Annotated in this window: 22 protein-coding genes; 9 read left to right on the top strand and 13 right to left on the bottom strand. The window is 63.1% G+C overall.

Features of this window, described 5'->3' with window-relative positions; all coding sequences use genetic code 11:
- Window position 1 precedes the first annotated feature (1 nt).
- The 4 genes from kdpB to FZF13_RS08275 all read right to left on the bottom strand — a co-directional run bounded on the left by kdpB (window position 2) and on the right by FZF13_RS08275 (window position 4,853).
- Entirely contained in the window at window positions 2-2,041 is a 2,040-nt protein-coding gene (gene kdpB, locus FZF13_RS08290; RefSeq protein ID WP_024924203.1) for a potassium-transporting ATPase subunit KdpB, read from the bottom strand.
- A 12-nt stretch (window positions 2,042-2,053) separates the two neighbouring features.
- Window positions 2,054-3,763, bottom strand: a complete 1,710-nt coding sequence (gene kdpA / locus FZF13_RS08285) for a potassium-transporting ATPase subunit KdpA (protein WP_024924202.1) — start codon at window positions 3,761-3,763, stop codon at window positions 2,054-2,056.
- 24 nt (window positions 3,764-3,787) lie between these two features.
- Complete coding sequence (kdpF, locus tag FZF13_RS29585) at window positions 3,788-3,871, bottom strand: K(+)-transporting ATPase subunit F (protein WP_353889640.1); 84 nt, start codon at window positions 3,869-3,871, stop codon at window positions 3,788-3,790.
- 199 nt (window positions 3,872-4,070) lie between these two features.
- Window positions 4,071-4,853: a DeoR/GlpR family DNA-binding transcription regulator gene (locus tag FZF13_RS08275; protein ID WP_024924201.1), complete on the bottom strand. Its 783-nt coding sequence runs from the start codon at window positions 4,851-4,853 to the stop codon at window positions 4,071-4,073.
- Window positions 4,854-5,080: 227 nt separating this feature from the next.
- Here FZF13_RS08275 and FZF13_RS08270 point away from each other — a divergent pair, with 227 nt between their 5' ends.
- From FZF13_RS08270 to FZF13_RS08260, 3 genes are all read left to right on the top strand, one after another.
- Entirely contained in the window at window positions 5,081-5,971 is an 891-nt protein-coding gene (locus FZF13_RS08270) for a choline kinase family protein (protein ID WP_024924200.1), read from the top strand.
- Window positions 5,968-8,421, top strand: coding sequence for a GcvT family protein (locus FZF13_RS08265; RefSeq protein ID WP_024924199.1), 2,454 nt, complete (start codon window positions 5,968-5,970; stop codon window positions 8,419-8,421). Before FZF13_RS08270 ends, FZF13_RS08265 begins: the two co-directional genes overlap by 4 nt.
- A gap of 133 nt (window positions 8,422-8,554) precedes the next feature.
- Entirely contained in the window at window positions 8,555-9,184 is a 630-nt protein-coding gene (locus tag FZF13_RS08260; RefSeq protein ID WP_024924198.1) for a CDGSH iron-sulfur domain-containing protein, read from the top strand.
- 12 nt (window positions 9,185-9,196) lie between these two features.
- On the opposite strand, the gene FZF13_RS08255 is transcribed toward FZF13_RS08260, so the two are convergent.
- Both FZF13_RS08255 and FZF13_RS08250 read right to left on the bottom strand, forming a co-directional pair.
- A complete protein-coding gene (locus FZF13_RS08255) occupies window positions 9,197-10,117 on the bottom strand; it encodes a DMT family transporter (protein WP_024924197.1) in 921 nt (306 codons plus the stop codon).
- 144 nt (window positions 10,118-10,261) lie between these two features.
- Entirely contained in the window at window positions 10,262-10,897 is a 636-nt protein-coding gene (locus tag FZF13_RS08250) for a methyltransferase family protein (protein ID WP_024924196.1), read from the bottom strand.
- Window positions 10,898-11,109: 212 nt separating this feature from the next.
- Here FZF13_RS08250 and FZF13_RS08245 point away from each other — a divergent pair, with 212 nt between their 5' ends.
- Window positions 11,110-11,802, top strand: a complete 693-nt coding sequence (locus tag FZF13_RS08245; RefSeq protein WP_024924195.1) for a response regulator — start codon at window positions 11,110-11,112, stop codon at window positions 11,800-11,802.
- On the top strand, window positions 11,799-12,962 hold the full coding sequence (locus FZF13_RS08240) for a sensor histidine kinase (protein ID WP_024924194.1): 1,164 nt from the start codon (window positions 11,799-11,801) through the stop codon (window positions 12,960-12,962). The genes FZF13_RS08245 and FZF13_RS08240 overlap by 4 nt, the downstream gene beginning before the upstream one ends.
- A gap of 47 nt (window positions 12,963-13,009) precedes the next feature.
- Here FZF13_RS08240 and FZF13_RS08235 read toward each other — a convergent pair whose 3' ends face one another.
- The 3 genes from FZF13_RS08235 to ilvD all read right to left on the bottom strand — a co-directional run bounded on the left by FZF13_RS08235 (window position 13,010) and on the right by ilvD (window position 16,508).
- On the bottom strand, window positions 13,010-13,279 hold the full coding sequence (locus FZF13_RS08235) for a PH domain-containing protein (RefSeq protein ID WP_024924193.1): 270 nt from the start codon (window positions 13,277-13,279) through the stop codon (window positions 13,010-13,012).
- Between the two features lie 91 nt (window positions 13,280-13,370).
- Window positions 13,371-14,663 carry an amidohydrolase family protein gene (locus FZF13_RS08230; RefSeq protein WP_024924192.1) on the bottom strand — a complete coding sequence of 431 codons (1,293 nt, stop codon included), beginning with the start codon at window positions 14,661-14,663 and terminating at the stop codon, window positions 13,371-13,373.
- A 9-nt stretch (window positions 14,664-14,672) separates the two neighbouring features.
- A complete protein-coding gene (ilvD, locus tag FZF13_RS08225) occupies window positions 14,673-16,508 on the bottom strand; it encodes a dihydroxy-acid dehydratase (RefSeq protein ID WP_024924191.1) in 1,836 nt (611 codons plus the stop codon).
- On the opposite strand from ilvD, the gene FZF13_RS29495 reads away from it, so the two are divergent.
- On the top strand, window positions 16,507-17,247 hold the full coding sequence (locus FZF13_RS29495) for a VOC family protein (protein WP_307418194.1): 741 nt from the start codon (window positions 16,507-16,509) through the stop codon (window positions 17,245-17,247). The genes ilvD and FZF13_RS29495 overlap by 2 nt on opposite strands.
- A gap of 79 nt (window positions 17,248-17,326) precedes the next feature.
- On the opposite strand, the gene FZF13_RS08215 is transcribed toward FZF13_RS29495, so the two are convergent.
- On the bottom strand, window positions 17,327-20,398 hold the full coding sequence (locus FZF13_RS08215) for an efflux RND transporter permease subunit (RefSeq protein ID WP_024924189.1): 3,072 nt from the start codon (window positions 20,396-20,398) through the stop codon (window positions 17,327-17,329).
- The gene (locus FZF13_RS08210) at window positions 20,395-21,612 is read right to left on the bottom strand and encodes an efflux RND transporter periplasmic adaptor subunit (protein WP_024924188.1); all 1,218 of its coding nucleotides are present in this window, start codon (window positions 21,610-21,612) and stop codon (window positions 20,395-20,397) included. Before FZF13_RS08210 ends, FZF13_RS08215 begins: the two co-directional genes overlap by 4 nt.
- Before the next feature lie 152 nt (window positions 21,613-21,764).
- Here FZF13_RS08210 and FZF13_RS08205 point away from each other — a divergent pair, with 152 nt between their 5' ends.
- The gene (locus FZF13_RS08205) at window positions 21,765-22,334 is read left to right on the top strand and encodes a TetR/AcrR family transcriptional regulator (RefSeq protein ID WP_024924187.1); all 570 of its coding nucleotides are present in this window, start codon (window positions 21,765-21,767) and stop codon (window positions 22,332-22,334) included.
- A gap of 20 nt (window positions 22,335-22,354) precedes the next feature.
- Here FZF13_RS08205 and FZF13_RS08200 read toward each other — a convergent pair whose 3' ends face one another.
- Together FZF13_RS08200 and FZF13_RS08195 are read right to left on the bottom strand one after the other, a co-directional pair.
- Window positions 22,355-23,743 (bottom strand): sensor histidine kinase, encoded by a 1,389-nt coding sequence (locus FZF13_RS08200; RefSeq protein WP_024924186.1) that lies wholly within the window; start codon window positions 23,741-23,743, stop codon window positions 22,355-22,357.
- Window positions 23,740-24,414 (bottom strand): response regulator transcription factor, encoded by a 675-nt coding sequence (locus tag FZF13_RS08195; protein ID WP_024924185.1) that lies wholly within the window; start codon window positions 24,412-24,414, stop codon window positions 23,740-23,742. The genes FZF13_RS08200 and FZF13_RS08195 overlap by 4 nt, the downstream gene beginning before the upstream one ends.
- A gap of 24 nt (window positions 24,415-24,438) precedes the next feature.
- On the opposite strand from FZF13_RS08195, the gene FZF13_RS08190 reads away from it, so the two are divergent.
- Both FZF13_RS08190 and FZF13_RS08185 read left to right on the top strand, forming a co-directional pair.
- Window positions 24,439-25,218, top strand: coding sequence for a class I SAM-dependent methyltransferase (locus tag FZF13_RS08190; RefSeq protein ID WP_244431248.1), 780 nt, complete (start codon window positions 24,439-24,441; stop codon window positions 25,216-25,218).
- Window positions 25,215-25,832, top strand: a complete 618-nt coding sequence (locus FZF13_RS08185; protein WP_024924183.1) for a DedA family protein — start codon at window positions 25,215-25,217, stop codon at window positions 25,830-25,832. The genes FZF13_RS08190 and FZF13_RS08185 overlap by 4 nt, the downstream gene beginning before the upstream one ends.
- Window positions 25,833-25,873: the final 41 nt, after the last annotated feature.

Below are 25,873 nucleotides of genomic sequence, written 5' to 3'. Positions count from 1 at the left end.
ATTACACCAGATGAAGAGCCGACACGGCGATATCGACCAGCTTGATGCCCGCGAAGGGCAGGATCAGGCCGCCGACGCCGTAGACGATGAGGTTGCGGCGCAGCAGTGCGGCGGCACCGACCGGACGGTAGGCGACGCCTTTGAGCGCCAGCGGGATCAGCGCCACGATGATGAGGGCGTTGAAGATCACCGCCGACAGGATCGCCGATTCCGGCGACGACAGCCGCATGATGTTGAGATAGTCCAGCGCCGGATAGGTCGCCACGAACAGCGCCGGGATGATGGCGAAGTATTTGGCGACGTCATTGGCGATCGAGAAAGTGGTCAGTGAACCACGCGTCATCAGCAATTGCTTGCCGATCTCGACGATCTCGATGAGCTTGGTCGGGCTGGAATCGAGGTCGACCATGTTGGCGGCCTCGCGCGCCGCCTGCGTGCCGGTCTGCATGGCCACGCCGACGTCTGCCTGGGCAAGTGCCGGGGCGTCGTTCGTGCCGTCGCCGCACATGGCGATCAACCTGCCACCTTCCTGTTCCTTGCGGATATAGCCAAGCTTCTGCTCAGGCGTTGCTTCGGCGAGATAATCGTCGACGCCGGCCTCGGAAGCGATTGCCGCCGCCGTAACCGGGTTGTCGCCGGTGACCATGACCGTGCGGATGCCCATGGCGCGCAGCGCCGCGAAACGCTCCTTGATGCCGGGCTTCACTACGTCCTTCAGGTGGATGACGCCAAGCAGCTTGTTGCCTTCGGCGACCGCCAGCGGCGTACCGCCGGTGCGTGCGACAACCTCCACCGCCTGCCGGAAGGCTGAAGGCACGTGTGCTTCGTCGAGGCCGGTGAATTTCAGCACCGAATCGACGGCGCCCTTGCGCAGATGGCGGTTGCCGAGATCGACGCCCGACAGCCGGGTCTCGGCCGCGAACGGCACGATGTTGTCGGGTTGCTTCGTCGGCGCAGTCGAACCGTATTCGCCAGTGGCCAGCGCCACGATCGAACGGCCTTCCGGCGTCTCGTCGCCGAGACTGGCCAGCATGGCGGCTTCCGCCAGTTCTTCGGCGCGAACGCCAGGTACCGGCAGGAACTCGGTCGCCATGCGGTTGCCGAAGGTGATGGTGCCGGTCTTGTCGAGCAGCAGCGTGTCGACGTCGCCCGCCGCCTCGACAGCGCGGCCGGAGGTGGCGATGACGTTGAAGCGCACCAGGCGGTCCATGCCGGCGATGCCGATGGCCGAAAGCAGGCCGCCGATCGTGGTCGGGATCAGCGTCACCAGCAGTGCGGCAAGCACAGTGATCGAGAGCACCGTACCGGAATAACCGGCCAGGCCCCAAAGCGTCGTCACGGCAATGAGGAACACCAAAGTGAGGCCGGAAAGCAGGATCGACAGCGCGATCTCGTTCGGCGTCTTCTGGCGTTCGGCGCCTTCGATCAGCGCGATCATGCGGTCGACGAAGGAGGAGCCGGGTGCGGCGGTGATGCGCACTTTGATCCAGTCGGACAGCACCTGCGTGCCGCCGGTGACGGCCGAGCGGTCGCCGCCGGATTCGCGGATGACAGGCGCGGACTCGCCGGTGATGGCGCTTTCGTTGACCGAGGCGATGCCCTCGACCACTTCGCCGTCGCCGGGGATCAGTTCGCCGGCTTCGACCAGAACCAGGTCGCCGACCTTGAGGTCGGTTGCCGGGATGCTGGCAACGTCAAAGCCACCGTCGGAGAGGAGCTTGCGGGCGGTCAGTTGCGACTTGGTGCGGCGCAGGCTGTCGGCCTGTGCCTTGCCGCGGCCTTCGGCCACGGCTTCGGCGAAGTTGGCGAACAACACGGTGAACCAGAGCCAGATCGCGATCTGGCCGGAGAAGAGCGGCTTGCCGCCTGCGGCGACGAGATCGCGCAGGAACATCAGCGTCACCAGCGCCGCCACGACTTCGGTGACGAAGATGACGGGATTGCGCATCAGCTTGTGCGGCGCTAGCTTGACAAAGGCCTGCCCGAGGGCCGGCCACAGAATGGCCGGTTCGAAGAGCTTGTGGTGTACTGCGGTCGACATGAATGATGTCCTTTAGAAAGTCTGGCCGGCCAGCATTGCGAAATGCTCGACGATGGGGCCGAGGGCGAGAGCGGGGAAATACTGCAGACCGCCCATGATGAGGATGATGCCGACGAGCAGGCCAACGAAGAGCGGCGTGTGGGTCGGGAAGGTGCCGGCGGAGGCCGTCGTCCTGGTCTTGCCGACCAGCGAGCCGGCGATGGCAAGGACAGGGATCGCGTAGCCGAAGCGGCCGAGCAGCATCGCGATGCCGAGCGTGGTGTTGTACCAGGGCGAGTTCGCCGAGAGGCCGCCGAAGGCTGAACCGTTGTTCCCGGTCGCCGACGTATAGGCATAGAGGATCTCGGACAGGCCGTGCGGTCCGTTGGTGCCGATGGCGGAGACCGCGAAAGGCAACATGGCGGAAAACGCGGTGAAGACCAGGATCGACAGCGGCAGGATGAGCACGGCCAGCATGGCGTATTTCATCTCGCGGCTTTCAATCTTCTTACCGAGCAGTTCCGGCGTGCGGCCGACCATCAGTCCGGCGACGAACACGGCGAGAATGGCGAAGACCAGCATGCCGTAGAGGCCCGAGCCGACACCGCCCGGCAGCACTTCTCCGAGTTGCATCAGGAACATCGGTATCATGCCGCCCAGACCGGTGAACGAGCCGTGCATGGCATTGACACCGCCGTCGGAAAGACCGGTGGTAACGGCGGCATAGGCAGCGGTCATCGCTTGGCCGAAGCGGACTTCCTTGCCCTCCATATTGCCGAGCGCATTGTCGAGGCCAAGCGCGGTCAGGATCGGATTGCCTTGCGCTTCTGCCCAGTAGATAACGCCGACGCCGGCGATCAGCAGGATCGCCATCGCGGCTATGAAGGCCCAGCCTTGGCGGCGGTCACCGACCATCTGGCCGAAGGTGTAGACCAGTGCCGCCGAGATCGTGAGCATCGAGACGATGTTGAGATAGTTGGACAGCGCCGTCGGGTTTTCGAACGGATGCGCGGCATTGACGTTGAAGAAGCCGCCACCATTGGTGCCGAGCTGCTTGATCGCTTCCTGGCTGGCGACTGGTCCGAGCGCGATGGTCTGCTTGGCGCCTTCGAGCGTCGTCGCGGTCACCGAGGCGTCAAGCGTCTGCGGCAGGCCCATGGCCACGAAGGCGATGGCGACGATGATGGCAAGCGGCAAAAGCACATAGAGCGTCGAGCGGGTGAGGTCGACCCAGAAATTGCCGACCGTCGTTGCGTGCGAGCGCATGAAGGCGCGGGTAAGCGCAAGCGCCATGGCAATGCCCGTCGCGGCCGAGACGAAGTTGTGCACGGTGAGGCCAGCCATCTGGCTGAAATGGCTCATCGTGGTTTCGCCGCCATAGGACTGCCAGTTGGTGTTGGTCACGAAGCTGACGGCGGTGTTGAAGGCAAGGTCGGGCGCAACGCCGGGAAAACCTTGCGGATTGTAGGGCAGATATGCCTGCAGGCGCAGGATCGCGTAGAGCGAGACAAGGCCCATCACGCTGAAGGCGATGACGGAGAAGGCATAGGCAAGCCAGCCCTGCTCCTTCTTGGGGTCCACGCCCGCCAAGGAATAGAAGCCGCGTTCGACGGGGCCGAGCACGGGCGAAAGAAAGGTTCGTTCACCGGAAAAGACCTTTGCCATGAACAGGCCAAGCGGCTTGATCAGCAATAGGACGATGAGAAAGAGTAGGCCGATCTGCAGCCATCCGATTAAAGACATGGCGGAACTCTCAAGGATTGATTTTTAGAATTTTTCGGGCCGCAGCAGCGTCACGACGAGATAAACGCCGAGCGCGATGGCGACGACGAGGCCGAGTAAGGCTTCCATCATGATTGCCTCCCTCAGAGCCTGGTCAGCGCGCGTGCGTAAAGCGCGAAAATCACGAAGGATCCTATGCCGAGGGCTAGGTAGGCGAGGTCGAGCACGATGCTTCTCCGAATTTCAGGAGTGCGCACAATGCTCCCGCTTCCGGTCAAATATCGATTGGGATTTGGCCGGGCGGACATCAAGAAAAGATAAGGGCCGTTCAGGCCGGGTTTTGCCCGCCATTGGCTGCTACGCGCAACCGCGTGCCCGCGGCCTCCAATGCGGCGGCGATATCGGCGGGCGGTGCCTGATTGGTCGCCAGTTCGGAGAAACCAGAAAAGCCGCATACCCTGACAAGGCCCTGGCGGCCGAACTTGGTATGGTCGGTGATGACCACGGAGCGCTGGCCGCGCGACAGCACCATGGCCGCGAATTCGGCTTCCTCCAGGTCGTGGTCCATGACCCCGCCCGTGGCATCCACGGCGCCTGCCGAGATCACCGCGTGATCGACGCCGAAGCGTCGGACGAAGTCGATGGCCGAGACGCCGAATGCGGCGCCGGAATCGGGTCGCAGTTCGCCGCCGGCCATGTAGACTTTGTTGCCATTGGTGGTGGCCAGCGTTCGGGCAATGTCGGACGAGTTGGTGACAACCGTCAGCCGCCGGTGCCCGGCCAGTTCGCGGGCCAGGAAGCTGGTGGTGGTGCCGCAGTCCAGCATGATCGATTCGCCGTCGCGGATGGTTGCCGCAACCATGCGGGCGATGGCCCGCTTGGCCTCGGCGTTCTCGCGCATGCGCCGTTCGAACGGCGCTTCGCCGACAATGCCTGGAAGGCTGATGGCGCCATGCATTTTGAACACCGACCCATCGTCGGTCAGTGGCTTGACGTCGCGCCGCACCGTTTCGAGCGAAACGCCGAGCCTCTCGGCGAGATCGGCAATGGTTACAGTGCCTTCCTCCTTGAGGAGGCGCAGGATTTCGCCATGCCGCTTCGAATGGTTCACCGGTCGAACTCATCTGCCATGGTTGATGTGACCGATTTGTACGGCTTCGCGCGGCAGAAAACAACAAGAACGGTCATAAAAACAGAAAAAGCCACAGATTTGCGTTGACAACCTGGCCTATGTCATCCGAATTTGACGACGAAGAAGGATGGCTCCGCCCTGGGAACGGCGGCGTCAGGGTGTCGAGAAGTCTCCGGCAAGGAGACCGTTGGCCGAATGGAGAGGACGTGACGACGAGCGAGGATCGCATTCGCGGGTTGCCATGCTGGAAGGGCGGCATTCAGGTCGCGCCGCTGTCGGGCGGGCTCAGCAACGAGAATTTGCTGGTCACCGACGCCGCCGGCAAGCATGTCGTCCGTTTGGGGCGCGACTATCCGTTCCATCATGTCTTGCGCGAGCGCGAGCTGATGACAGCGCGGGCGGCGGAGGCCGCCGGTTTCGGGCCGGCCGTCGAATATGCCGAGCCTGGTGTGATGGTCACGGAGTTTCTCGGTGCCAAAACCTATGGTGCTGAGGACGTGCGCGCCAATGGCGAGCGCATTGCCAGGCTGATGCGCGACTTTCACCGGCAAATGCCCAACCACGTCTCCGGCGCCGGCTTCATCTTCTGGGTGTTTCACGTCATTCGCGATTATGCGCGCACGCTGCGTGCCGGAAACAGCCGCATGACGCCGGCCTTGCCGCGCTATCTCGCCTTGGCGGACCAGCTGGAGAGCGTGCAGGCGCCGCTGCCGATCGTCTTCGGTCACAACGATCTGCTGCCGGCCAATTTTCTCGACGATGGCGAAAAGCTCTGGCTGATCGACTTTGAGTATGCCGGTTTTGGCACCGCCATGTTCGACCTCGCCGGGATCGCATCGAACGCCGGCATGCCCCAGGCCGAGGCAGACGCGCTGCTGGGCGCCTATCTCGGCCACAGACCAGACGAGGCCGTGCGCCGGTCCTTCGCCGCCATGCAATGCGCCTCGCTTCTGCGCGAAGCGATGTGGAGCATGGTTTCGGAACTTTATCTCGACGCACCGGGCGCCGACTACGTCGCCTACACCGGCGAAAACCTCGCCCGCCTTGATGCGGCGCTCGAAAGCTACAGCTCTAAATACGGAAAAGTCCTGCCATGACCCTGCCAAGCCATGCCCAGATCGTCGTCATTGGCGGCGGCATTATCGGCTGTTCGACGGCCTATCATCTGGCCCGCGACCACAAGGCCGATGTGGTGCTACTCGAACAGGGTTCCATCACCTCGGGCTCCACCTGGCACGCTGCCGGACTGGTCGGGCAATTGCGCTCCTCGGCCTCGATCACCCGCGTGCTCAAATATTCGGTCGATCTCTACAAGGGCCTCGAGGCCGAAACCGGCCTCGCCACCGGCTGGAAGATGACCGGTTGCCTGCGTCTCGCCACCAACCAGGACCGCTGGACCGAATTCAAACGGCTGGCCACCACCGCGCGCAGCTTCGGCATGGACATGCATCTTCTGTCGCCGGCCGAGGTCAAGGCGATGTGGCCTTTGATGGAAACCGGCGACCTTGTCGGCGCCAGCTGGCTGCCGACCGATGGTCAGGCGAGCCCGTCGGACATCACGCAGTCGCTGGCCAAGGGCGCGCGCATGCACGGCGCCCGGCTGATCGAGAAGATCAAGGTGACCGGCTTCGACATGAATGACGGCCGCATCGTTGCGGTCAAAACCGACCAGGGCGATATCGCCTGCGAAAAGGTGGTCAACTGCGCCGGCCAGTGGGCCAGGCAGGTTGGCGCCATGGTCGGCATCAACGTGCCGCTGCAGCCGGTCAAGCACCAGTACATCATCACCGAGAAGATTCCAGGTCTGGCGACAGACGCGCCCACCATTCGCGATCCCGACCGCCGCACCTACTTCAAGGAAGAGGTAGGCGGCCTCGTCATGGGCGGCTATGAGCCGAACCCCCAGGCCTGGGAGACCGGCCTGCCGGGTGGCGACGTGCCGGATGAATGGGCCTTCCGCCTGTTCGACGACGACTACGATCATTTCGAACAGCATATGACGCAGGCCATCGCGCGCGTGCCGGCGCTGGAGACCGTTGGCGTCAAGCAGATGATTAATGGCCCGGAGAGTTTTACGCCGGACGGCAACTTCATTCTCGGCGTCGCGCCGGAATGCGCCAACATGTTCGTTGGTGCCGGCTTCAACGCCTTCGGCATCGCATCGGGCGGCGGTGCTGGCTGGGTGCTGGCGAAATGGGTGGTGGATGGCGAGGCGCCGCTCGATCTGTGGGTGGTCGATATCCGCCGCTTCTCCGACCTGCACCGCGACCGCCAATGGGTTTGCGACCGCACGCTCGAAGCCTATGGCAAGCATTATACGATCGGCTTCCCGCACGAGGAGTATGACAGCGGCCGGCCGCGTATCGTCTCTCCGCTCTACCAGCGCCTGCAGAAGCACGGTGCAGTCTTCGGCTCCAAGCTCGGTTGGGAACGGCCGAACTGGTTCGCCCCTGAGGGTACCGAGGCGAAGGATGTCTACTCCACGGGTCGCCAAAATTGGTTCGGCCCGGTTGGCGACGAGCATCGCCATGTCCGCGACAAGGTGGGCATCTTCGACCAGTCGTCTTTCGCCAAATATGAGCTGACGGGGACCGATGCCGGTCGGGCGCTCGATTGGGTCTGCGCCAACGATGTCGCCAAGCCGGTCGGCAGGCTCACCTATACGCAGCTTCTCAACACGCGCGGCGGTATCGAGGCGGACCTCACGGTGGCACGCCTGGCCGACGACCGGTTTTACATCGTCACCGGCACTGGCTTCCGCACCCATGATCTGGCCTGGATCCGCGACCATATCGGCGCGGACTTCGACGTTAGTCTGGTCGATGTCACCGAAGCCTTCGGCACGTTGTCCCTGATGGGGCCGGATGCGCGCAAGGTGCTGGAGAAGGTGACGGAGGCGGATGTCTCCAACATAGCTTTCCCCTTCGGCCACGTGCGCGAGATCGCCATCGCCGGGCACACGGTGCGGGCGCTGCGCGTCACCTATGTCGGCGAGCTCGGCTGGGAACTGCATGTGCCCATCGCGGCTACCGGCGAGGTGTTCGATGCGCTGATGCAGGCCGGCAAGGAGCACGACATTCGCCCGGTCGGCTATCGCGCTTTGGAATCGCTGCGGCTCGAAAAGGGCTATCGCGCCTGGGGCTCCGACATTACGCCGAACGACACACCGTTCGAGGCGGGTCTCGGTTGGGCGGTGAAGCTGAAGACCGACATGGATTTCCTCGGTCGTATGGCACTTGAAAAGGTCGCCAGGCAGCCTTTGGTCAAACGCTTTGCCGGCTTTACGGTGGATGATCAGGATATTGTCTTGCTTGGCCGCGAGACGATCCTGCGCAATGGCGAGCCGGTCGGCTATCTGACCTCCGGCGGCTACGGCTACACGGTGGCTAAGAACATCGGCTACGGTTATGTCCGCAACGCGGCCGGCGTGGACGACAAATTCCTGCGCGAGGGCAGCTACGAACTGGTCGTCGCCACGCAAAAAGTGCCGGCACATCTGCATCTTGAGCCGCTCTATGATCCGGGCATGAGCCGCATCAAGGCATAGCCGGCACGGGCAGGCGAAAGGCCTGCCCTGATGGCCAGTTCGGCACCAAATCGGGTCGCCTGCCGCAGTCCGCGCTTGCCGCCGCCATTCGCCTTGCATTAGGTTTCTCGCAGGCAAGCCGAGGAGCTACCCAATGGTGCGGAAATTCGTCGAAGGCGAGAACATCGACATCGGTTTCGACAGCAAACTGTGCATCCATTCGCGCAATTGTGTGCTCGGCCATCCCGAGGTTTTCGTTCCCAATGCGCCGGGTCAGTGGATCCATCCCGAGGCCGGCTCGGTCGAGGCGGTCGTCGGCGTCGCCCATTCCTGCCCGTCCGGCGCGATCACCTACCGCCGCAAGGATGGTGGACCGGACGAGCCGGCACCGGTGGTCAATCTGGTCCGGGTGCGCGAGAACGGACCGCTCGCCTTCAATGCCGAGATGGACATCAATGGCGAACTCATGCTGCGCGCGACGTTGTGCCGTTGCGGCGCCTCGGAGAACAAGCCGTTTTGCGATGGCAGCCATACCAAGGCCGGTTTCGCCGCCACCGGCGAGCCGGCGTCGAAAGACTCGGTTGCGCTGGAAGCGCGCAATGGCCCCATCAAGGTCACGCCCCAGCCCAACGGTTCTCTCAAGGTGGAAGGCAATCTCGAGATCGTCAGCGGCACCGGCCGCACGGTCGACCGCGTCACCAAGGTCTTCCTGTGCCGCTGCGGCCATTCGCGGAACAAACCCTTCTGCGACGGCAGCCACAAGACGGCCGGGTTCGTCGGCTGATCCGATTGGAGTCTAGTTGACGCCTTTCGGCACGTTCTCCGGCGGCACCGTGTCCACCACCTTCTGACGATGGAAAATGAACAGTCCGGCCAGGACGACGATGGCTGCGCCAACGAGCACGCGTGGCCCGGGCACATCGCCGAAGAACACCATGCCGAACACGGCGGCCCACAACAGCAGGCTGTAGTGCAGCGGCGCCAGCGTCGAGGCCGGCGCCAGCTTCAGCGCCCGTGTGATCATCAGATGCGCCGCGCAGGAGACGACACCGAGCAACAGCATGGCGCCGATGTCGAAGACGCCGGGGGCGCGCCAGTCGCCGACGGCGAAGACGAGACCTGCCACCAGGGCGGCAATTGTTTGCCAGGTCACCAATGTGGTGTCGGGAGTTCCCCGTAACTGTCGGCTGTAGACGATCGACAGCGCGAAGGCTACCGAGCCGATGAAGGCGAAAATGGCCGAGAGCGAAAAGGCGGCGGTCGATGGGTTCAGGATGACGAGCACGCCGCAGAAGCCGACCAGGATGGCGGCCCATCGGCGCCAGCCGATCCGCTCGCCAAGCATGAAATGCGACAGCGCCGCCACATAGATGGGCCCGGCCATGTAGAAGCTCATCACATCGGCCAGCGGCAAATGCACCACAGCGGCATAGAACAATCCGGTATCGACCGTCGTCATGATGGCGCGTAGCAACTGGATGCCGGGTCGCTCCACGCGGACGAGTTTCTCCGCGCCCTGTCTGGCGATCATCGGCCCCAGGATGATGAAGGCGCCGATCGAGCGAACAGCCACGACGAGACCGACCGAGAAGTTGGTGACCAGCCATTTGCCCATGGCGTCGTTGAGGGCGAACATGAAGTCGCCGGCCAGCATGAGCAGGATGCCGGCTACCACGACGTTCTTGGGGGCGAGGGCCCGAAGGAGGGACGGCGCCATGGGTTCGACAATCCTTCACGCCAATCGTTCGGCCGACGGCCAACTACCTGTTGGCCGGGCTTTTGGCGAGAGGAAAAGGAAACTTTTGGTTGCGCCAACGACGCTCAATCGGGCCGATCGGGGATTGGTTTCCGGCGCGATGCCTCAATAGAGGGTGAACAGTACCGGCAGGTAGCCTTCGTCCTGCAGATATTCGACCAGCAGCATTGCCGGCGCCGCGACAAGGAAGACGAGGCTGTCGGCCAGCGTGCCATAAAGGCGTCGTGGCGCGATCTCGACAACATCAAGGTCGACGAACAGCCGCCTGTCGGCGAGAAACGCCGGCACGCGCAACCGGTAGTCGTCATAGGATTTTCCGAAATTCGCCCGCAGCAGATTTTCCTCGCGCATCGCGGTCCTGAACAGGATGGCTTGAACCACGATGGCGCAGAGCAATGCCGGGGCGAGACTGCCGGTCTGCGCGCCCACGCCAGCTGCCCCGATGATCGAAAACACGTAGAGCGGGTTGCGGCACATCGAATAGGGGCCGACATCGACCAGCTCCATCGACTTGCGCCCGCCGATATAGAGCGTGCACCACAGCCGACCCAGGATCGCCGTACCGATCAAACATATGCCGGCGATCCTGATGGTCAGCTGAAGGTCGACGCCCCCTGGCGGGTACAGTTTCCAGGCGGACTGGAACAACAGCGCAAAGGCGATGAGGATCAGGGTTACGATCCACAAGGCGGTGATGCGCGGCCGCTGGGTTTGTCCGAAGGCCTTGGATGGAGTTTGCATGGCTTCCCCGTCAATGTGATGTCGGCGCGCCGCGCATTCCCGCCCATGCAGCAACGGCGCGTTGACGGATTGACCCTCGTTGAGAATTATCAAGAAACGGCGGAGAGCGTGCCAACGCTTGTCGGGGAAGCCCGCAAGGCACGCGCTTTGCGGTTGCCTGCCGTGATGCGTTGCTGAATAACGCCCTTCTGAAACCACCACGGGGCTGGGGCATGGACAAGGGGCTCATCCTTATCGTCGAGGACGAACCGCGCATCGCCGAAATTCTCGAAGCCTATCTGGCACGGGAAGGTTTTCGCACGGTGACAGCCGCCAATGGTGATATCGCGCTTTCCCATCACGCAATGCTGTCGCCCGATCTGGTACTGCTCGACGTTCGCATCCCGCGCGTCGATGGCTTCGAGGTTCTGGCGCGCATCCGCCAGGATGCGGCCACGCCAGTGATCATGGTGACGGCGCTGGCGGAAGATATCGACCGCCTTTCCGGCTTGCGGCTTGGCGCCGACGACTACGTCGTCAAACCATTCAACCCGCATGAGGTCGTCGCGCGCGTCAATGCCGTTCTGCGCCGCTCGCGGGCCGCCGGTGCTTCGAGGATGTTGCGGTTTGCTCCGGTTGAGGTCGATGTCGACGCGCATGCCGCCTTTGTCGCGGTGGAGGCGGGTCGGCAATCTCTCCCTTTGACGCTGAGCGAATTCCGCATCGTTGCCTACATGATCCGCCGGCCGACCCACGCCTTCGGCCGCGCCGATATCCTGGATGCCTGCCTGCCTGAAAACGATGCCCTGGCCAAGACCGTCGACACCCACATCGCCAATCTGCGCCGCAAGTTCGAGAATGCCGGAGCATGGGGCTTTTTCCAGGCTGTGCGCGGCATTGGCTATCGCTTTGCGGCGCCGAAATGAGGATACGCCGGCTCTCCCTGTCCACGGTCACGGCGATAACCATCGCGGCGATGCTGATGCTCAGCATGATCATCGCCTATTCCACCTTCTTCTGGATCATGAAGCAGTTGACCGAGGTGAAGTTGCGGGAGTTGCCCGCCGACATCGCCCAGGCCTACCGCGATATCCAGGACGGGGTGATGCCGTCGGTCGACGGCTTCCGGAAACTCATGGCCGTCGTGCCGGAATTCGAGAAAACGCTCGACTACCAGATGAACCTGGCATTCATGGGGCATATTCTCTTGGCGGCGCTCATCTGCGGCGCGATCGGTTATTGGCTTGCCCGGCGCATCGCGCGCCCGTTGGAGCGGCTGGCATCGGCGGCTGAAACGCTGCGCGAAGGCGATTTCGCGGTCGGTCTCGGCAATTTTCGAGGCGGCACCTCCGAAGTGCAGCGTCTCGGCAAGACCATCGATGCGCTGGCGACCGATCTCGACCATATGGAAAAGCGCCTGCGCTTCAACACAATGGCGGTTGCGCACGAATTGCGTACGCCGCTCACTATTTTGCAGGGCAACCTGCAAGGCATGATCGACGGCGTATTTTCGGTTCGTCAGCAGGGGCTGCAGGATCTGCTGACGCAGGTGCAGGGCTTGTCGCGTCTGGTCGAGGACCTGCGCACGCTGTCACTGGCGGCCGGCCACAAGCTGATCGGCGATCGGGCTGTCACCGACCTCGCCGACGAGGCGGCTACCGTTCTCGCCGCGGCCCGTCCGATGCTTGACGAAGCCGGCATGCGTATCGAGACGGACTTCGCGCCCGCCCGCACCAGCGTCGATCCGGAACGGCTGCGCCAGGCGATGCTGGCAATCGTCGACAATGCCAGTCGCTACGCCGCCGCCGGTGGCGTGCTGCGTTGCGAGACCGGCATCGATGGCGACCGCATGGCCTTTGTCCGGTTCCTGGATCGAGGTCCGGGCTTGCCCGAGGAAATCCGCTCGATTTCATTCGACATTTTCTGGCGCGGCGAAATCTCGCGGTCGCGTGAGACCGGTGGGACCGGGCTGGGGCTCTCCATTGTCGAGGCGATAGCCAGGGCGCATCAGGGCCGGCTGGAGGCACGCGCGAGGAACGGCGGCGGTTCGGTCATTGCGATAACGGTGCCGGCTGATGCGGGTTGAGCGCCAGCGCGCCTTCTTGACCTGAACCAGCGCCTCCTTTGGGCAGTTTATTGGGGTTTCGGTGCGACGACGATCGGGCGGTAGATGACCATCGGTCTGTTGGCAAAGCGGTTGAATTCCGCATCCTGCGCACGCATTGCGGCGGCTCTGTCGAGGTCGATGCGCTGCAGGCATTCGGCGAAAGCGTCGGTGTTCTTCTTGAAACCGTAGGTCTGGCATTTCGCTTCGTCGGCCGCGCGCCTTTCCTGGGGCGTCATCGTGGTACAGCCGGCCAGCGCCGCCATGCCAAATATTGCCGCTACGATCCTGGGCGACATAGCCCTCTCCCGATTCAAAGATGAGGCATATTGTAGACTTTATAAACGGCGAAGGAAATGTACGAACGGCGGCCCGTTCAACGCGCATTGATCAGTGCGTCCGCGTCGGCTTTTCGTGCCAGGGATCGGCGGTATCGGGCCTTCCGGACAAGGCCAGCTTCGTTCGGCTGCGCTCTCTTTGCGCGACGATCTTGCCACGCGCTATCACGCAGAGCCGGTCCGCTCTCAGCCTTATCGCCTCGATCGGGTCGGCGGCGTCGAGCACGACGAGGCTCGCTCGCTTGCCGACCGCCAATCCGAGATGGTCGAGGCCCATGATGGCGGCGTTTACATGGGTCACCATGTCGAAGCAGCGCGCCATGTCGGCGGGGCTCGACATCTGCGCCACATGAAGCCCCATGAAGGCGACGTCCAGCATGTCCGCCATGCCCAGCGAATACCAGGGGTCGAGCACGCAATCCTGGCCCCAGCCGACGCGAATGCCAGCCTTCAGCATCTCCGGCACGCGGGTCAGGCCACGCCGCTTCGGATAGCTGTCGTGGCGACCTTGCAGCATGATGTTGATGAGCGGATTGGGGATGGCCGAAACGCCGGCTTCCGCGATCAGCGGCAGCAGTTTGGACACGTAGTAGTTGTCCATCGAATGCATGGAGGTGAGATGCGAGCCCGTCACGCGCCCCTGTAGGCCGAGCCGCTGCGTCTCACAGGCCAGTTGCTCGATGTGGCGCGACAGCGGGTCGTCCGTCTCGTCGCAATGCATGTCGACCATCAATCCGCGTTCGGCGGCGATCTCGCACAGTTCCGTCACCGAGCGCGTGCCGTCGGCCATGGTGCGCTCGAAATGCGGAATGCCGCCGACGATATCGACGCCGAGGTCGAGCGCGCGGATCGTGTTCGTGCGCGCATTGGGCGAACGGTAAAAACCGTCCTGCGGGAAGGCGACAAGTTGCAGATCGATATAGGGCGCGACGGTCTTCTTCACGTCGAGCAGCGCCTCGACCGCCAGAAGCCGGTCGTCGCAGGTGTCGACATGGGTGCGGATGGCAAGCAGGCCCTTGGCCACCGCCCAATCGCAATAGGCGAGTGCCCGCTCCCTGACCGCTTCGTGAGTGAGAAGCGGCTTCAGTTCACCCCACAGCGCAATGCCTTCCAGCAGCGTGCCCGAGGCATTGATGCGCGGAATGCCGAGGCTCAGCGTCGCGTCCATATGGAAATGCGGATCGATGAAGGGTGGCGAGACGAGATCGCCAGCCGCGTCGATGACCGTTGGTGCCTCGGCCTCAAGCTTGGGTTCGATCGCAGCGATGGTTTCGCCGCGAACGCCGATATCGGCCACCCTGCCGTCGGTCAGGGTGCCACCCCGAACAATGAGGTCGAACGCCATTGGCGGCGTTTATTCCGGAACCTTGCGCACCGCACCCTTGTCGGCGCTGGTCGCGAAGGCGGCATAGGCGCGAAGCGCCGTAGTCACGTTGCGCTTGCGCGTTTCCACCGGCTGCCAGCCCTTGGCGTCCTGCTCCTTGCGGCGGGCCGCAAGTTCCTCGTCGCTGACCAGGAGATTGACGGTGCGGCCGGGAATGTCGATGGCGATCCGATCGCCGTCGCGTACCAGGCCGATCGCACCGCCGGTCGCGGCCTCGGGCGAGGCATGGCCGATCGACAGGCCGGAAGTGCCGCCGGAGAAGCGGCCGTCGGTCAACAGCGCGCAGGCCTTGCCCAGTCCTTTCGACTTCAGATAGCTGGTCGGGTAGAGCATTTCCTGCATGCCCGGGCCGCCCTTCGGACCCTCGTAGCGGATGACGACGACATCGCCGGCGACGACCTCGTTGCTGAGAATGGCCTTCACCGCCGCATCCTGGCTCTCATAGACCTTGGCCGGGCCGGTGAAGGTCAGGATCGACTCGTCCACGCCGGCGGTCTTCACCACGCAACCATCGAGCGCGATGTTGCCCTTGAGCACGGCCAGGCCGCCATCTTTCGAGAACGGATGCTCGGCCGAGCGGATGACGCCCTTTTCACGATCGAGGTCGAGATCGTCCCAGCGACGGTCCTGACTGAAGGCAACTTGTGTCGGCACGCCGCCCGGCGCGGCCATATAGAATTTGCGGACATTCTCCGCCGTGGAGCGCGAGACGTCCCAGCGGTCCAGTGCTTCGCCCATCGTCGCGCTGTGCACGGTCGGCAACTCGTTGTGGATCAGCCCGGCTTTATCGAGCTGGCCGAGGATCGCCATGATGCCACCGGCGCGATGCACGTCTTCCATGTGCACGTCGGCCTTGGCGGGCGCGACCTTGCTCAGCACCGGCACCTTGCGCGACAGGCGGTCGATATCGTCCATGGTGAAGTCGATACCGCCTTCCTGAGCGGCGGCGAGGATGTGCAGCACTGTGTTGGTCGAACCGCCCATGGCGATATCCAGTGCCATTGCGTTCTCGAAGGCCTGCTTGGAGGCGATGTTGCGCGGCAACACGCTTTCATCTTCCTGTTCGTAATAGCGCTGGGCGAGGTCGACGACGAGATGGCCGGCTTCGACGAACAGCCGCTTGCGGTCGGCATGGGTGGCAAGTGTCGAGCCGTTGCCGGGCAGTGACAGCCCGAGCGCCTCGGTCAGGCAGTTCATCGAATTGGCGGTGAACATGCCCGAGCACGAGCCGCAGGTCGGGCAGGCCGAACGCTCGATGACCTTTACCTCTTCGTCGGAAACCTTGTCGTCGGCAGCGGCGACCATCGCGTCGATCAGGTCGATCGCGGTCACCTTGTCCTTCCAGACGACCTTGCCAGCTTCCATCGGGCCGCCGGAAACGAAGACGGCCGGAATGTTGAGCCGCATCGCAGCCATCAGCATGCCGGGGGTGATCTTGTCGCAGTTGGAAATGCAAACCATGGCGTCGGCACAGTGCGCGTTGACCATGTATTCGACGCTGTCGGCGATGATCTCGCGGCTCGGCAGCGAATAAAGCATGCCGTCATGGCCCATGGCGATGCCATCGTCGACGGCGATGGTGTTGAACTCCTTGGCGACGCCGCCGGCGGCTTCGATCTCGCGCGCGACAAGCTGGCCGAGATCCTTAAGATGGACGTGGCCCGGTACGAATTGCGTGAAGGAATTGACCACCGCGATAATCGGCTTGCCGAAATCCGAGTCCTTCATGCCGGTGGCGCGCCATAGGCCGCGGGCGCCAGCCATGTTGCGGCCATGAGTGGTGGTTCGGGAGCGATAGGGAGGCATGGGTACTGTCCTTGACGCCTGTGCGGCACGTTCCTGTGCGATAAAGGTAGATAGGAAGCTGGCGTTATATACGCCATGGTCCAGTCTGGCCACGGTTTTGCAATGCGCCAGTTTTATGCTCTCTCAAGGGCACGGCCGATTTATTTCACGGCCGTTGTCGGATTGCCGCGTCAAGGGCCGTCCTTTGAGCAACGGCAAGGCAAAGGAAGCCGTTCTGCCGACGGGAGAGGCCGCGGCCAACGCCAATCGCATCAAGGAGAAGGTCATGCAGAAAATCAGCCCATGCCTGTGGTTCCGCAACGAGGCCGAAGAGGCCGTCGACTTCTACGTCTCGATCTTTCCGAACGCGAAGAAGGGAGAAGTGCTGCGGAGTGGCGAAAGCGGCCCCGGACCGGCTGGCAGCGTCGTGCTGGTGAACTTCGAGCTGTTTGGCCAGTCGTTTCAGGCCCTGAACGGCAACTCGGATGAGACCTTCAACAATTCAGTATCGCTCTCCGTTGACTGCAAGGACCAGGCTGAGGTCGACCACTACTGGGAAAAGCTGATTGATGGTCGCGGCAAGGGGCTCGCCTGCAGCTGGCTCAAGGACCGCTATGGCGTCGCCTGGCAAATCGTGCCGGAACTGCTGCCGAGACTGCTCATTGATCCCGACAAGGCCAAGGCCGCGCGCGTCATGGCTGCAATGATGAAGATGGTCAAGATCGATGTTGCCACGATCGAGGAAGCTGCGCGGGGTTAATTTTCAACTCCAGCTTGCTCAAACAAACAGGGCGCCGGATTGCTCCGGCGCCCTGTTTTCATTCGCATCGTCCGGCGGATTATTCAGCCGCGACCGGCGCCGGAGTCGCCTGCTGCTCTTGAGCGTGGCCCCGGTGCGCCAGGAAGGTATAGAACATCGGCACCACGAACAGCGTGAAGCAAGTGCCCACCAGGATGCCGGTGAAGATCACCAGGCCCATCGAGTAACGCGCGGCGGCGCCGGCGCCCTGGGCGATGATCAGCGGCACGACGCCCAGCGCCATGGCTGCGGTGGTCATCAGGATCGGGCGCAGGCGAACCTTGGCCGAAGCGATGATCGCCTGGGGGATCGACAGGCCATGCTCCTCGCGCTGCTGGTTGGCGAATTCGACCAGCAGAATGCCGTGCTTGGTGATCAGGCCGATCAGCGTGATCAGACCGACCTGCGTGTAGATGTTCAGCGTACCGAGCCCGAGGTTGAGCGGCACAATCGCGCCGAAGATCGACAGCGGCACCGACATCATGATGATGAGCGGATCGCGGAAGCTTTCGAACTGCGCCGCCAGCACCAGATAAATCACGATGATGGCCGCGATGAAGGCGATGATGATCGTGTTGCCCTGTTCCTTCTCCTGCCGCGATTGGCCAGAGTAGTCGAGGAAGAAGCTGTCAGGCATGGTCTGCTTGGCGATGGTTTCGATCGTCTGCAAGCCGTCGCCGGTGGTTACGCCGGGCATCGGCAGAGCGGTGATCGTCGCCGAGTTCAACTGGTTGAACTGCTCGATCGCCGCCGGCGCCGCATTGGTCGTGATTTTGACCACCGAAGTCAGCGGCACCATGTCGCCCGTCACGCTGCGCACGAAATAGTCGCCGAGCTTTTCGGGGTTGTCGCGATAGATCTGCGGCACCTGCGGGATGATCTTGTAGGCGTTGGAGTCACGGTCGAACTTCGCCACTTCGTTGCCGCCCACCAGCAGCGTCAGCGTCCGGCCGATGTCGCTGATCGGAATGTTGAGTGCTGCCGCGCGGTCGCGATCGATGGTGATCGAGGTCTGCGGCGAGTTGTACGACATCGAATTCTGCACGACGATGAAGCGACCGGAGGCCTGGGCCTTCTGCTTGATCTCCTCGGCAACCTCGAACACCTTCGCGGATTCTCCGGTCGAGCGAACCACGACGGCGATCGGCAGGCCGCCGCCGGAGCCCGGCAATGTCGGCGGGGCGAAAACGAAGGCTTCCACACCGGCGACCTTCTTCAGGCGCTCGGTGATGTCGGCCTGGATCTGCTTGGACGAGCGTGCCCGTTCGGCCCAGTCCTTGAAGGCGAAGCCGACGAAGGCGCTGTTGGTTGCGCTGCCGAAGGCAACGGCGGAGAACAAGGCGCGCGTTTCGGGAATGTCCTTCACCAGGCCGAGCATCTGGTTGACATACGCTTCGGTGTAATCCGAGGTGGCGTATTGCGGCCCCGTCACGATCGAAAGCAGGAAGCCCTGATCTTCTTCGGGTGCCAACTCGGTCGAGGTCTTGGTGAACATGAAGCCGGTCACCCCGACCAGGGCGATGACGATGAGCAACGTCACCCACCGGGCCTGCAGTGATCTGGTGACCAGACGCTCATAGACGTTCTCGATCCGCGTGAACGTGCCGTCGACGATCTTCTGGAAACGGCTGTGCGAGCCTGCCTTGAGAAGGCGCGCCGACATCATCGGGGTGATGGTCACGGCGATGATGCCGGAAATGACCACAGCGCCTGCCAGCGTCACCGCGAATTCACGGAACAGCGAGCCGGTCAGGCCGCCGGTGAAGGCGAGTGGCGCGAACACCGCGGCCAGCGTGATCGTCATGGCCACGACCGGCGAGAAGATTTCGCGCATGCCGGCGAAGGCGGCCTGCATGGGCGTCATGCCTTCTTCGATGTGGCGGTGGACGTTCTCCACCACAACGATCGCGTCGTCGACGACCAGACCGATGGCCAGAACCATGGCCAGCAGCGAAAGCAGGTTGATCGAGTAGCCCATGAAATAGAGGATGAAGCAGACGCCGATCAACGACAGCGGGATCGTGATGATCGGCATCAGCACCGAACGGAACGAGCCGAGGAACAAGAGGATGACGACCACGACGATGGCGACGGCCTCGGCGATGGTCTTGTAAACCTCGTCGATGGAGGCGCTGATCTGTTCCGTCGAATCGTAGACGACCTGGATCGTCATGCCCTTCGGCAGCGTTTCCTGAATGACCGGCACCAGCTTTTGGACCGCGCTCGCCGTCGTCAGCGGGTTGGCTGCCGGCGTCGGGAAGATGGCCAGGAAGGTACCCGGCTTGGCGTTGAAGGTCACGCGTGTGTCGGTGTTCTCGGCACCGAGCTCGACACGGGCCACGTCGCGCAGGCGCACGACATTGCCGCCGACCGAGCGAATGGGCAGCGCCGAAAAAGCTTCCGGCGTCTGCAGCGTCGAACGCACGGTGATCGACGAGATCACATACTCGTTCTCGGTTTTTCCGGGGGCGGAGAGGAAGTTCGAGTTGTTGATGGCACTGACTACTTCCGCGGCGGTGACGCCGCGGGAAGCCAGCTTGACCGGATCGATCCATACCCGCATCGAATATTGCTGGGCACCGAAGATCTTGACGTCGGCGACGCCTTCGACCGTGGTGATGCGCGGGCGCACGACACGTTCGATGTACTCGGTCAGCTGCTCCTTGGTCATGTTCGGATTCTGCATCGAGATGTACATCATCGCGAAGGAATCGCCCGTGCCCTTGACGATGACCGGGTCCTTGGCTTCCGAAGGCAGGTCGCCGCGCACGCCCTGTACCTTCGACAGCACTTCGGCCAGTGCGACATCCGGGTTGGCGCCGAGCTTCATCTTAACCGTCACCGTGCTGGCCGAAGGCGCGCTCGATGAGGTGACGTAGTCGATGTTTTCCGTCGAGGCGACGGCGCGCGCGATCGGGGCCGAGATGAAGCCCTGGATCAGGTCGGCGCTGGCGCCCGGATAGGCGGTCGTCACCGTGATCGCGGTTTCTTCGACCTTCGGATACTGCCGGATCGCGAGGTTGAAGATGCCCTGAAGCCCGACGAGCAGGATCATGGCACCCAGCACCGTCGACAGGACGGGCCGTTTGATGAACAGATCGGAGAAACTCATTGGGCGGAAGCCTTCTTCTCGACCGGCTTGCTGGGGTCGATCGTGTTGTCGACCTTGACGTGGGTGCCGTTGCTCAACCGGTTCTGACCGGCGGTGACGACATCGTCGCCCGCCTTGACGCCCTCGACGATTTCGGCGACGCCGCCGAAGCGACGGCCAACCTTGACGAAGACCTGATTGGCGACGAGGGCAGGGCCTTCAGCGGCCGGCTTCTGCTCGGATGCCGCCGCAGCGCCCGTGGCGGGCTTGGCTTCAGCGGCCTTGTCGGCGGGCTGTGCCGCTGCGTCTTTGGGCTTGGCCGGAACGACGACATAGATGTAGTCGCCATAGAGGCTGGTGGTCAGCGCCGTCTGCGGAACGGTCAGGACATTGTCCTCCTTCGGCAGTTCGACGCGCACCTGCACGAACTGGCCGGGGCTCAGCCGTCCTTCCGGATTGTCGATGCGCGCGCGCACCGAAACCAGTCGGCTCGCCGGGTCGATCTTGGGATCGATACCGGTGACCACGCCCTTGAACGACAAGGCGTCCGACGTCGGGCCAAAGCTGACCGGCTGGCCGACCTTCAGCTTCTCACGCTGCTGTTCGGGAACAGTGAAGTCGACGCGCATCGTATCCATATCCTGCAGGGTGACGATGGCGTTGCCGGGCTGCACGAACTGGCCGAGGTCGATCTTCGGGATACCGGCAATGCCGGCGAACGGTGCCTTCAGCAGCTTGAGGTCGGCCGTTGCCTGCGCCTTCGCAACCTGCGCGATCGAGGTCTCGGCATTGGCATTAGCGGTGTCGAGCGCGGATTCGGTACCGACGCCGGTCTTGCGCAGTGCTTGGGCACGAACCAGCGCCTGCTGGTCGAGCGTTGCCTTGGTCTTGGCTGCGGCAAGGTCCGCCTGTTCGACGGCGTCGTCGAGCCGAACCAGAAGCTGGCCGCTCTCGATGCGGTCATTGGCCTTGAACATGATTTCCTTGACCACGCCCGACGTTTCCATCGTCAGGTCGACGCCCATCGAGGCGCCAACCGTGCCGATCGCCTCGACGCCGGGCGTCCAGGTGGTCGGCTCGACTTTGTTGGCCGAAACCGTCAGCACATTGACCGGCATGTTGGCGAAGAACTGGGCGATCATCTTGTCGCGGAAGAAATTGAACCAAACAATGCCGCCGGCCACCAAGGCCACCAGGACAAGCAGGATGAAACGGAGGATGTAGCGCTTGATCATGGGATCCCTCGAGCGGCGCGTGGCAATTACAATCGAATCAAAAATAGCCAGGCGCGCATCGTGCGAAAACCCGGCCGACATTTTTCGACGCCTTACTGTACCGTCTGGACGGTCTTGTCAATTGCGCCTAGCATGCCTTATAGGCGGGATAGATGAAGAAACAGCGAGCAAATTCACGCGAAAAGATACTCGCGGCGGCAGCCGACGTGGCTCGGGAATCGGGGCCAGGCAATTTGTCGCTGGACGCCGTGGCCCAACGCGCCGGCGTCTCCAAAGGCGGTCTTCTCTATAATTTCCCGACCAAGGCCAAGCTGATGCAGGCGTTGGTCGAGCACTATCTCCAGGAGTTCCAGGAAGCGCTGGAAACGACCCGGAAAGCCTGTGGCCAGGGCAATCTTCTGGCCGCTTACGTGAAGCTCTCGGCAAAGAAGTTCGAAGAAGATCAGCCGCCATCCTCATGGATATTCTCGGCGATTGCCGAGGATCCCGATTTTCTGGCGCCCATGCGCATCTTCCAGCGCCAGCTCTTCGACCGGCTGAAAGCGGAAACGCCCGATTTCGAAGCACTGCTGCTCACCTACTTTGCCGTCGAGGGGATGCGCAGCGCTAACCTCTTCGACTTCCAGGTCCTGTCCGAACAGGAGCGCCGCTCCTTGGTCACGTCGTTGTTGTCGGTCGCCAAGGGCAACCTCGCCCCTGTCCCCGCGCAAGCGCTCAACTGATCGGCGATTGGCCAGCGGCGTCAGTGCGTCGGGGCGTCCTTCGGTGGCAGCGGAAAACTCATCCTGAACAACGCGCCGGGACGGCCGTCGAGCACTTCGATGCGGCCGCCATGCAACTGCATGATCTCCTGCACGAGATTGAGGCCAAGCCCGGCGCCATGGTCATGCGGGCGTAGGCGGTAGAAGGGCTGGAAGATCTTCTCGCGCTCGCCTACCGGCACGCCTTCGCCTTCGTCGAGAATCTCGATGACCGCCGGCCGGGTGACGCCGATGGTGATCCTGCCCCGATTGCCGCCATGCTCGATGGCGTTCTGCACCAGGCTGGTGACGGCGCGTTCGATCGAGGCGCGGTCGCCTGTCGCAGGCAGTGTTTCGACCATCGGTTCGAACGCCATTTCATAGCCCGACGAAAAGGCCATTGGCGCAAGGTCGACGACGACGCTGCGGGCAATCTCGACCAGGTCGAGCGGGCCGAAGCGTTCGACCTGCCGGCCGAGCCGCTGCAGGTCGAGGAGCTGGTCGGTCAGCGTCGACAGCCGGGCGGCATCGCGCAGCACCCTGGCCCGTTCCGGTGTCGGCGGCAGCGAAGCGACGCGCGTGTTGAGGATGGCAACCGGCGTGCGCAGTTCATGTGCCGCGTCGGTCAGGAAGCGGCGGTGGCGTTCGTAACCGGTGTCGAGGCGCACCAGAGCGTCGTTCACCGCATTCACCAGCGGCGTGACCTCGGTCGGAACATCCTTCAGCGGCAGCTGCACGCCGCGCTTGTCGATGTCGATCTGTCCGGCTTCGCTGGCCGCAGCGCCAAGACCCCTCAGCGCACCGCGCACCACCCACGGCGTCACGAAAAGAGTGGCAAGAGCCATCACGCCAACCACCGGTAGGATCACGACCAGGAAAAAGTCCCATCCGGCCAGCGCCATCCGGGTCCAGGAAAGCTTGCCATCCGTGCCGGCCAGGATCTGCACCGTGCCGGCCCCGGTGTCGTCTTCCCAAGCGACGATGCCGGCTGGTCGGTCGGCCTTGCCCATCGTCCAGGAAAAGCGTGCGTCGCTGATGTTGTCGAGCTGGTTGGCGAACGGTGCCATTGCCGGCGGGATCGTGCCTTCCCTCAGCATGTTGCCCTGTTTGTCGCGCACCACGTACCAGAGGTTCTTCTCGGTCTTGCGCAGCTCGGCAAGCTCGCGGGTCGGTTTCAGTATCAGCTTGCCGCCGGCGTCTCTGCTCAGCGCATCCTTGATCACGTCGGCCGTGCCGCCCTCATAGTCATTCATGTTGGCGGCGCCGAACATGACCAGCGCCACCAGAAGCAGCGGAATGAGCAGCGTGATCAGGATGCCCTGCAGCACGGCGATGCGCAGGACAAGGCTCCATTTCAGCGAGCGCGGACGGCGGGGCTTGCGCAAGATCATGACGTTTCGCGCAACAGGTAGCCGACGCCGCGCACACCGTTGATGGTGACGCCGACGCCGGCCTCGGCCAGCTTGCGGCGCAGGCGCGAGACATGGGTGTCGAGCGCGTTGGACTGGATTTCGTCATCCAGACCGAACACGGCCTCCATGAGCGTCTCCCGCTGCACCATGCGGCCCATGCGCCGCATCAGTGCCTCCAGAACCAGGAGTTCGCGGCGCGGCAGGGCCAGCGGTTCGCCGCGGATGGTGGCCTCGCGGTGGCCGACGTCGAAGGCAAGATCGCCGGCGCGGATCACTTGCGAATGCACGGCGGCCGGCCGGCGCAACAGTGCGCGCAGCCTGGCCATCAGTTCCTCGAAGGCGAACGGCTTGGCCAGATAATCGTCGGCGCCGACATTCAACCCGTCGACCTTGTCGGCGGTGTCGCCACGCGCCGTCAAAACCAGAACCGGCGTGGCACTGCCGCCAACACGCAGTTTGGTCACCAGCGAAAGCCCATCGCCGTCCGGCAACTGGCGGTCGAGCAAGACCGCGTCGTAGTTGTCGAGCGCGATGAAATCCTCGGCCTCGATCAGCGAAGCGGCATGATCCACGACCATGTCATGCCGCTTCAGCGCCACGCGCAGTGCTGCTGCCATTTCCGGTTCGTCTTCGACCAAAAGGATACGCATCGCCGTCTCTTTTACTGAAGTCAGATGCGGCCCGCTACGATCTCTACATTGCGTCAGCATGGCAAAAAATTTCGGGTTCGAAGCATCGAAATTCGTTGCGACCCGCAGATTTTCGCAATGTTTGCGCAATCCAGCGGCCGCAAACAGCGCCCCATCGGCTGGCGTTCGATTCGCCGGCAGTTCGATTTCGGATCGAGGATGGATATGCAAACCAACGATGCTTTCTCTTTTCTGATGGCCTGGGCGGCGGCGCCATTCAGAATTGGATCGGTAACCCCTTCCAGTGCCACTTTGTCGGCGCTGATGACCAAGGAAGTCGGTCCGGACACCGGTCCGGTCCTGGAACTTGGACCCGGCACAGGGCCTTTCACGCGTGCCTTGATCGAAAAAGGCGTCAGGGAAAACGACCTGACCCTGATCGAGGCCGACAGCGACTTCGCCGCCATGCTCACCAAGCGTTTTCCGGCGGCGCGCATTTTCGAAATGGATGCGACGGGGCTGCGCCATATGGCGCTGTACAACGGCCCAGTGCTGGGCGCCGCGATCAGCGGCTTGCCGTTCCGGTTGATTTCGCCGCGCCGTACGCGGCTGATCCTGGAAGGCGTCTTCGCCAACCTGCGCCCCGGTGCCTCGCTTTACCAGTTCACGCTCGGTCTGCGTTGTCCGATCGACCAGACATTGCTCGACCAGCTCGACCTTCGTGCTACGCGGATTGGCCATACCTTGCTCAATTTCCCACCGGCCACCGTCTATCGCATCAGCCGCATTCCGGTCACCAAGTCCTACGATTGGCGCTACGCGTGACCGGGCCGGTTCCAGCCATCCTGAGCTTTGGTCTTCTGGGCGTGTTCTGTATCGCGTCCGTCGAGAAGATCTTCCCGGCGCCGCCGTCCCATATCGTCCTGCTGTTTCTCGGCATGACGGCGGCGCCGGATATGGGCTGGCTGGCGCTGTTGCTCGCCGTCACCGTTACCGGTTCCATCCTCGGGTCGCTGTTCTGGTACCTGTTGGGGCGTCGGCTCGGTGAAGCGCGCGCCGAAGCGCTGGTCGGGCGTTTTGGCAAATATGTCTTCCTGCCGCCGACGGCCTACCGCAAGCTGGCGGAGGCCTATCGCCGCAATGCCTTTCGGGCCTCGCTGGTGGCGCAGCTGGTGCCGACCGTGCGCAACTATCTCGGCATTGGCGCCGGCGCGCTGCGTCTGGCGGTGCTCCCTTTCGCTGCCGCAACTTTACTCGGCGCTGTGCTCTGGAATTCCGCGTTCCTCAGTCTCGGCTATCTGATGCGCGGGGGCGACCACAATCTGGTCTCCGTCGGGTTCCGCATCATCGTCATGGTCGTTGTCGTCGAAGTGCTTTTCTTCCTAGGATTGCGTTACCGGGCGGTGCGTCGGCGCAGCGAGGAAGCAGTCCACGGTTGAGCGCTGACGATCGCGCTTGACCGCTTTCCTTCGCGCTCCCG

Source organism: Mesorhizobium terrae (assembly GCF_008727715.1).
Classification (GTDB): Bacteria; Pseudomonadota; Alphaproteobacteria; order Rhizobiales; family Rhizobiaceae; genus Mesorhizobium; species Mesorhizobium terrae.
This window is presented reverse-complemented; position numbering and strand designations above follow the sequence as displayed.

Coding starts and splice junctions, on each gene's coding strand:
- kdpB (WP_024924203.1), bottom strand. CDS start 2,041: ATGTCGACCGCAGTACACCACAAGCTCTTCGAACCGGCCATTCTGTGG.
- FZF13_RS08200 (WP_024924186.1), bottom strand. CDS start 23,743: ATGATCTTGCGCAAGCCCCGCCGTCCGCGCTCGCTGAAATGGAGCCTT.
- ilvD (WP_024924191.1), bottom strand. CDS start 16,508: ATGCCTCCCTATCGCTCCCGAACCACCACTCATGGCCGCAACATGGCT.
- FZF13_RS08230 (WP_024924192.1), bottom strand. CDS start 14,663: ATGGCGTTCGACCTCATTGTTCGGGGTGGCACCCTGACCGACGGCAGG.
- FZF13_RS08190 (WP_244431248.1), top strand. CDS start 24,439: ATGCGGCCCGCTACGATCTCTACATTGCGTCAGCATGGCAAAAAATTT.
- FZF13_RS08255 (WP_024924197.1), bottom strand. CDS start 10,117: ATGGCGCCGTCCCTCCTTCGGGCCCTCGCCCCCAAGAACGTCGTGGTA.
- FZF13_RS08235 (WP_024924193.1), bottom strand. CDS start 13,279: ATGTCGCCCAGGATCGTAGCGGCAATATTTGGCATGGCGGCGCTGGCC.
- FZF13_RS08195 (WP_024924185.1), bottom strand. CDS start 24,414: ATGCGTATCCTTTTGGTCGAAGACGAACCGGAAATGGCAGCAGCACTG.
- kdpA (WP_024924202.1), bottom strand. CDS start 3,763: ATGTCTTTAATCGGATGGCTGCAGATCGGCCTACTCTTTCTCATCGTC.
- kdpF (WP_353889640.1), bottom strand. CDS start 3,871: ATGGAAGCCTTACTCGGCCTCGTCGTCGCCATCGCGCTCGGCGTTTAT.
- FZF13_RS08265 (WP_024924199.1), top strand. CDS start 5,968: ATGACCCTGCCAAGCCATGCCCAGATCGTCGTCATTGGCGGCGGCATT.
- FZF13_RS08240 (WP_024924194.1), top strand. CDS start 11,799: ATGAGGATACGCCGGCTCTCCCTGTCCACGGTCACGGCGATAACCATC.
- FZF13_RS08215 (WP_024924189.1), bottom strand. CDS start 20,398: ATGAGTTTCTCCGATCTGTTCATCAAACGGCCCGTCCTGTCGACGGTG.
- FZF13_RS08250 (WP_024924196.1), bottom strand. CDS start 10,897: ATGCAAACTCCATCCAAGGCCTTCGGACAAACCCAGCGGCCGCGCATC.
- FZF13_RS08205 (WP_024924187.1), top strand. CDS start 21,765: ATGAAGAAACAGCGAGCAAATTCACGCGAAAAGATACTCGCGGCGGCA.
- FZF13_RS08260 (WP_024924198.1), top strand. CDS start 8,555: ATGGTGCGGAAATTCGTCGAAGGCGAGAACATCGACATCGGTTTCGAC.
- FZF13_RS08210 (WP_024924188.1), bottom strand. CDS start 21,612: ATGATCAAGCGCTACATCCTCCGTTTCATCCTGCTTGTCCTGGTGGCC.
- FZF13_RS08245 (WP_024924195.1), top strand. CDS start 11,110: ATGGACAAGGGGCTCATCCTTATCGTCGAGGACGAACCGCGCATCGCC.
- FZF13_RS29495 (WP_307418194.1), top strand. CDS start 16,507: ATGGGTACTGTCCTTGACGCCTGTGCGGCACGTTCCTGTGCGATAAAG.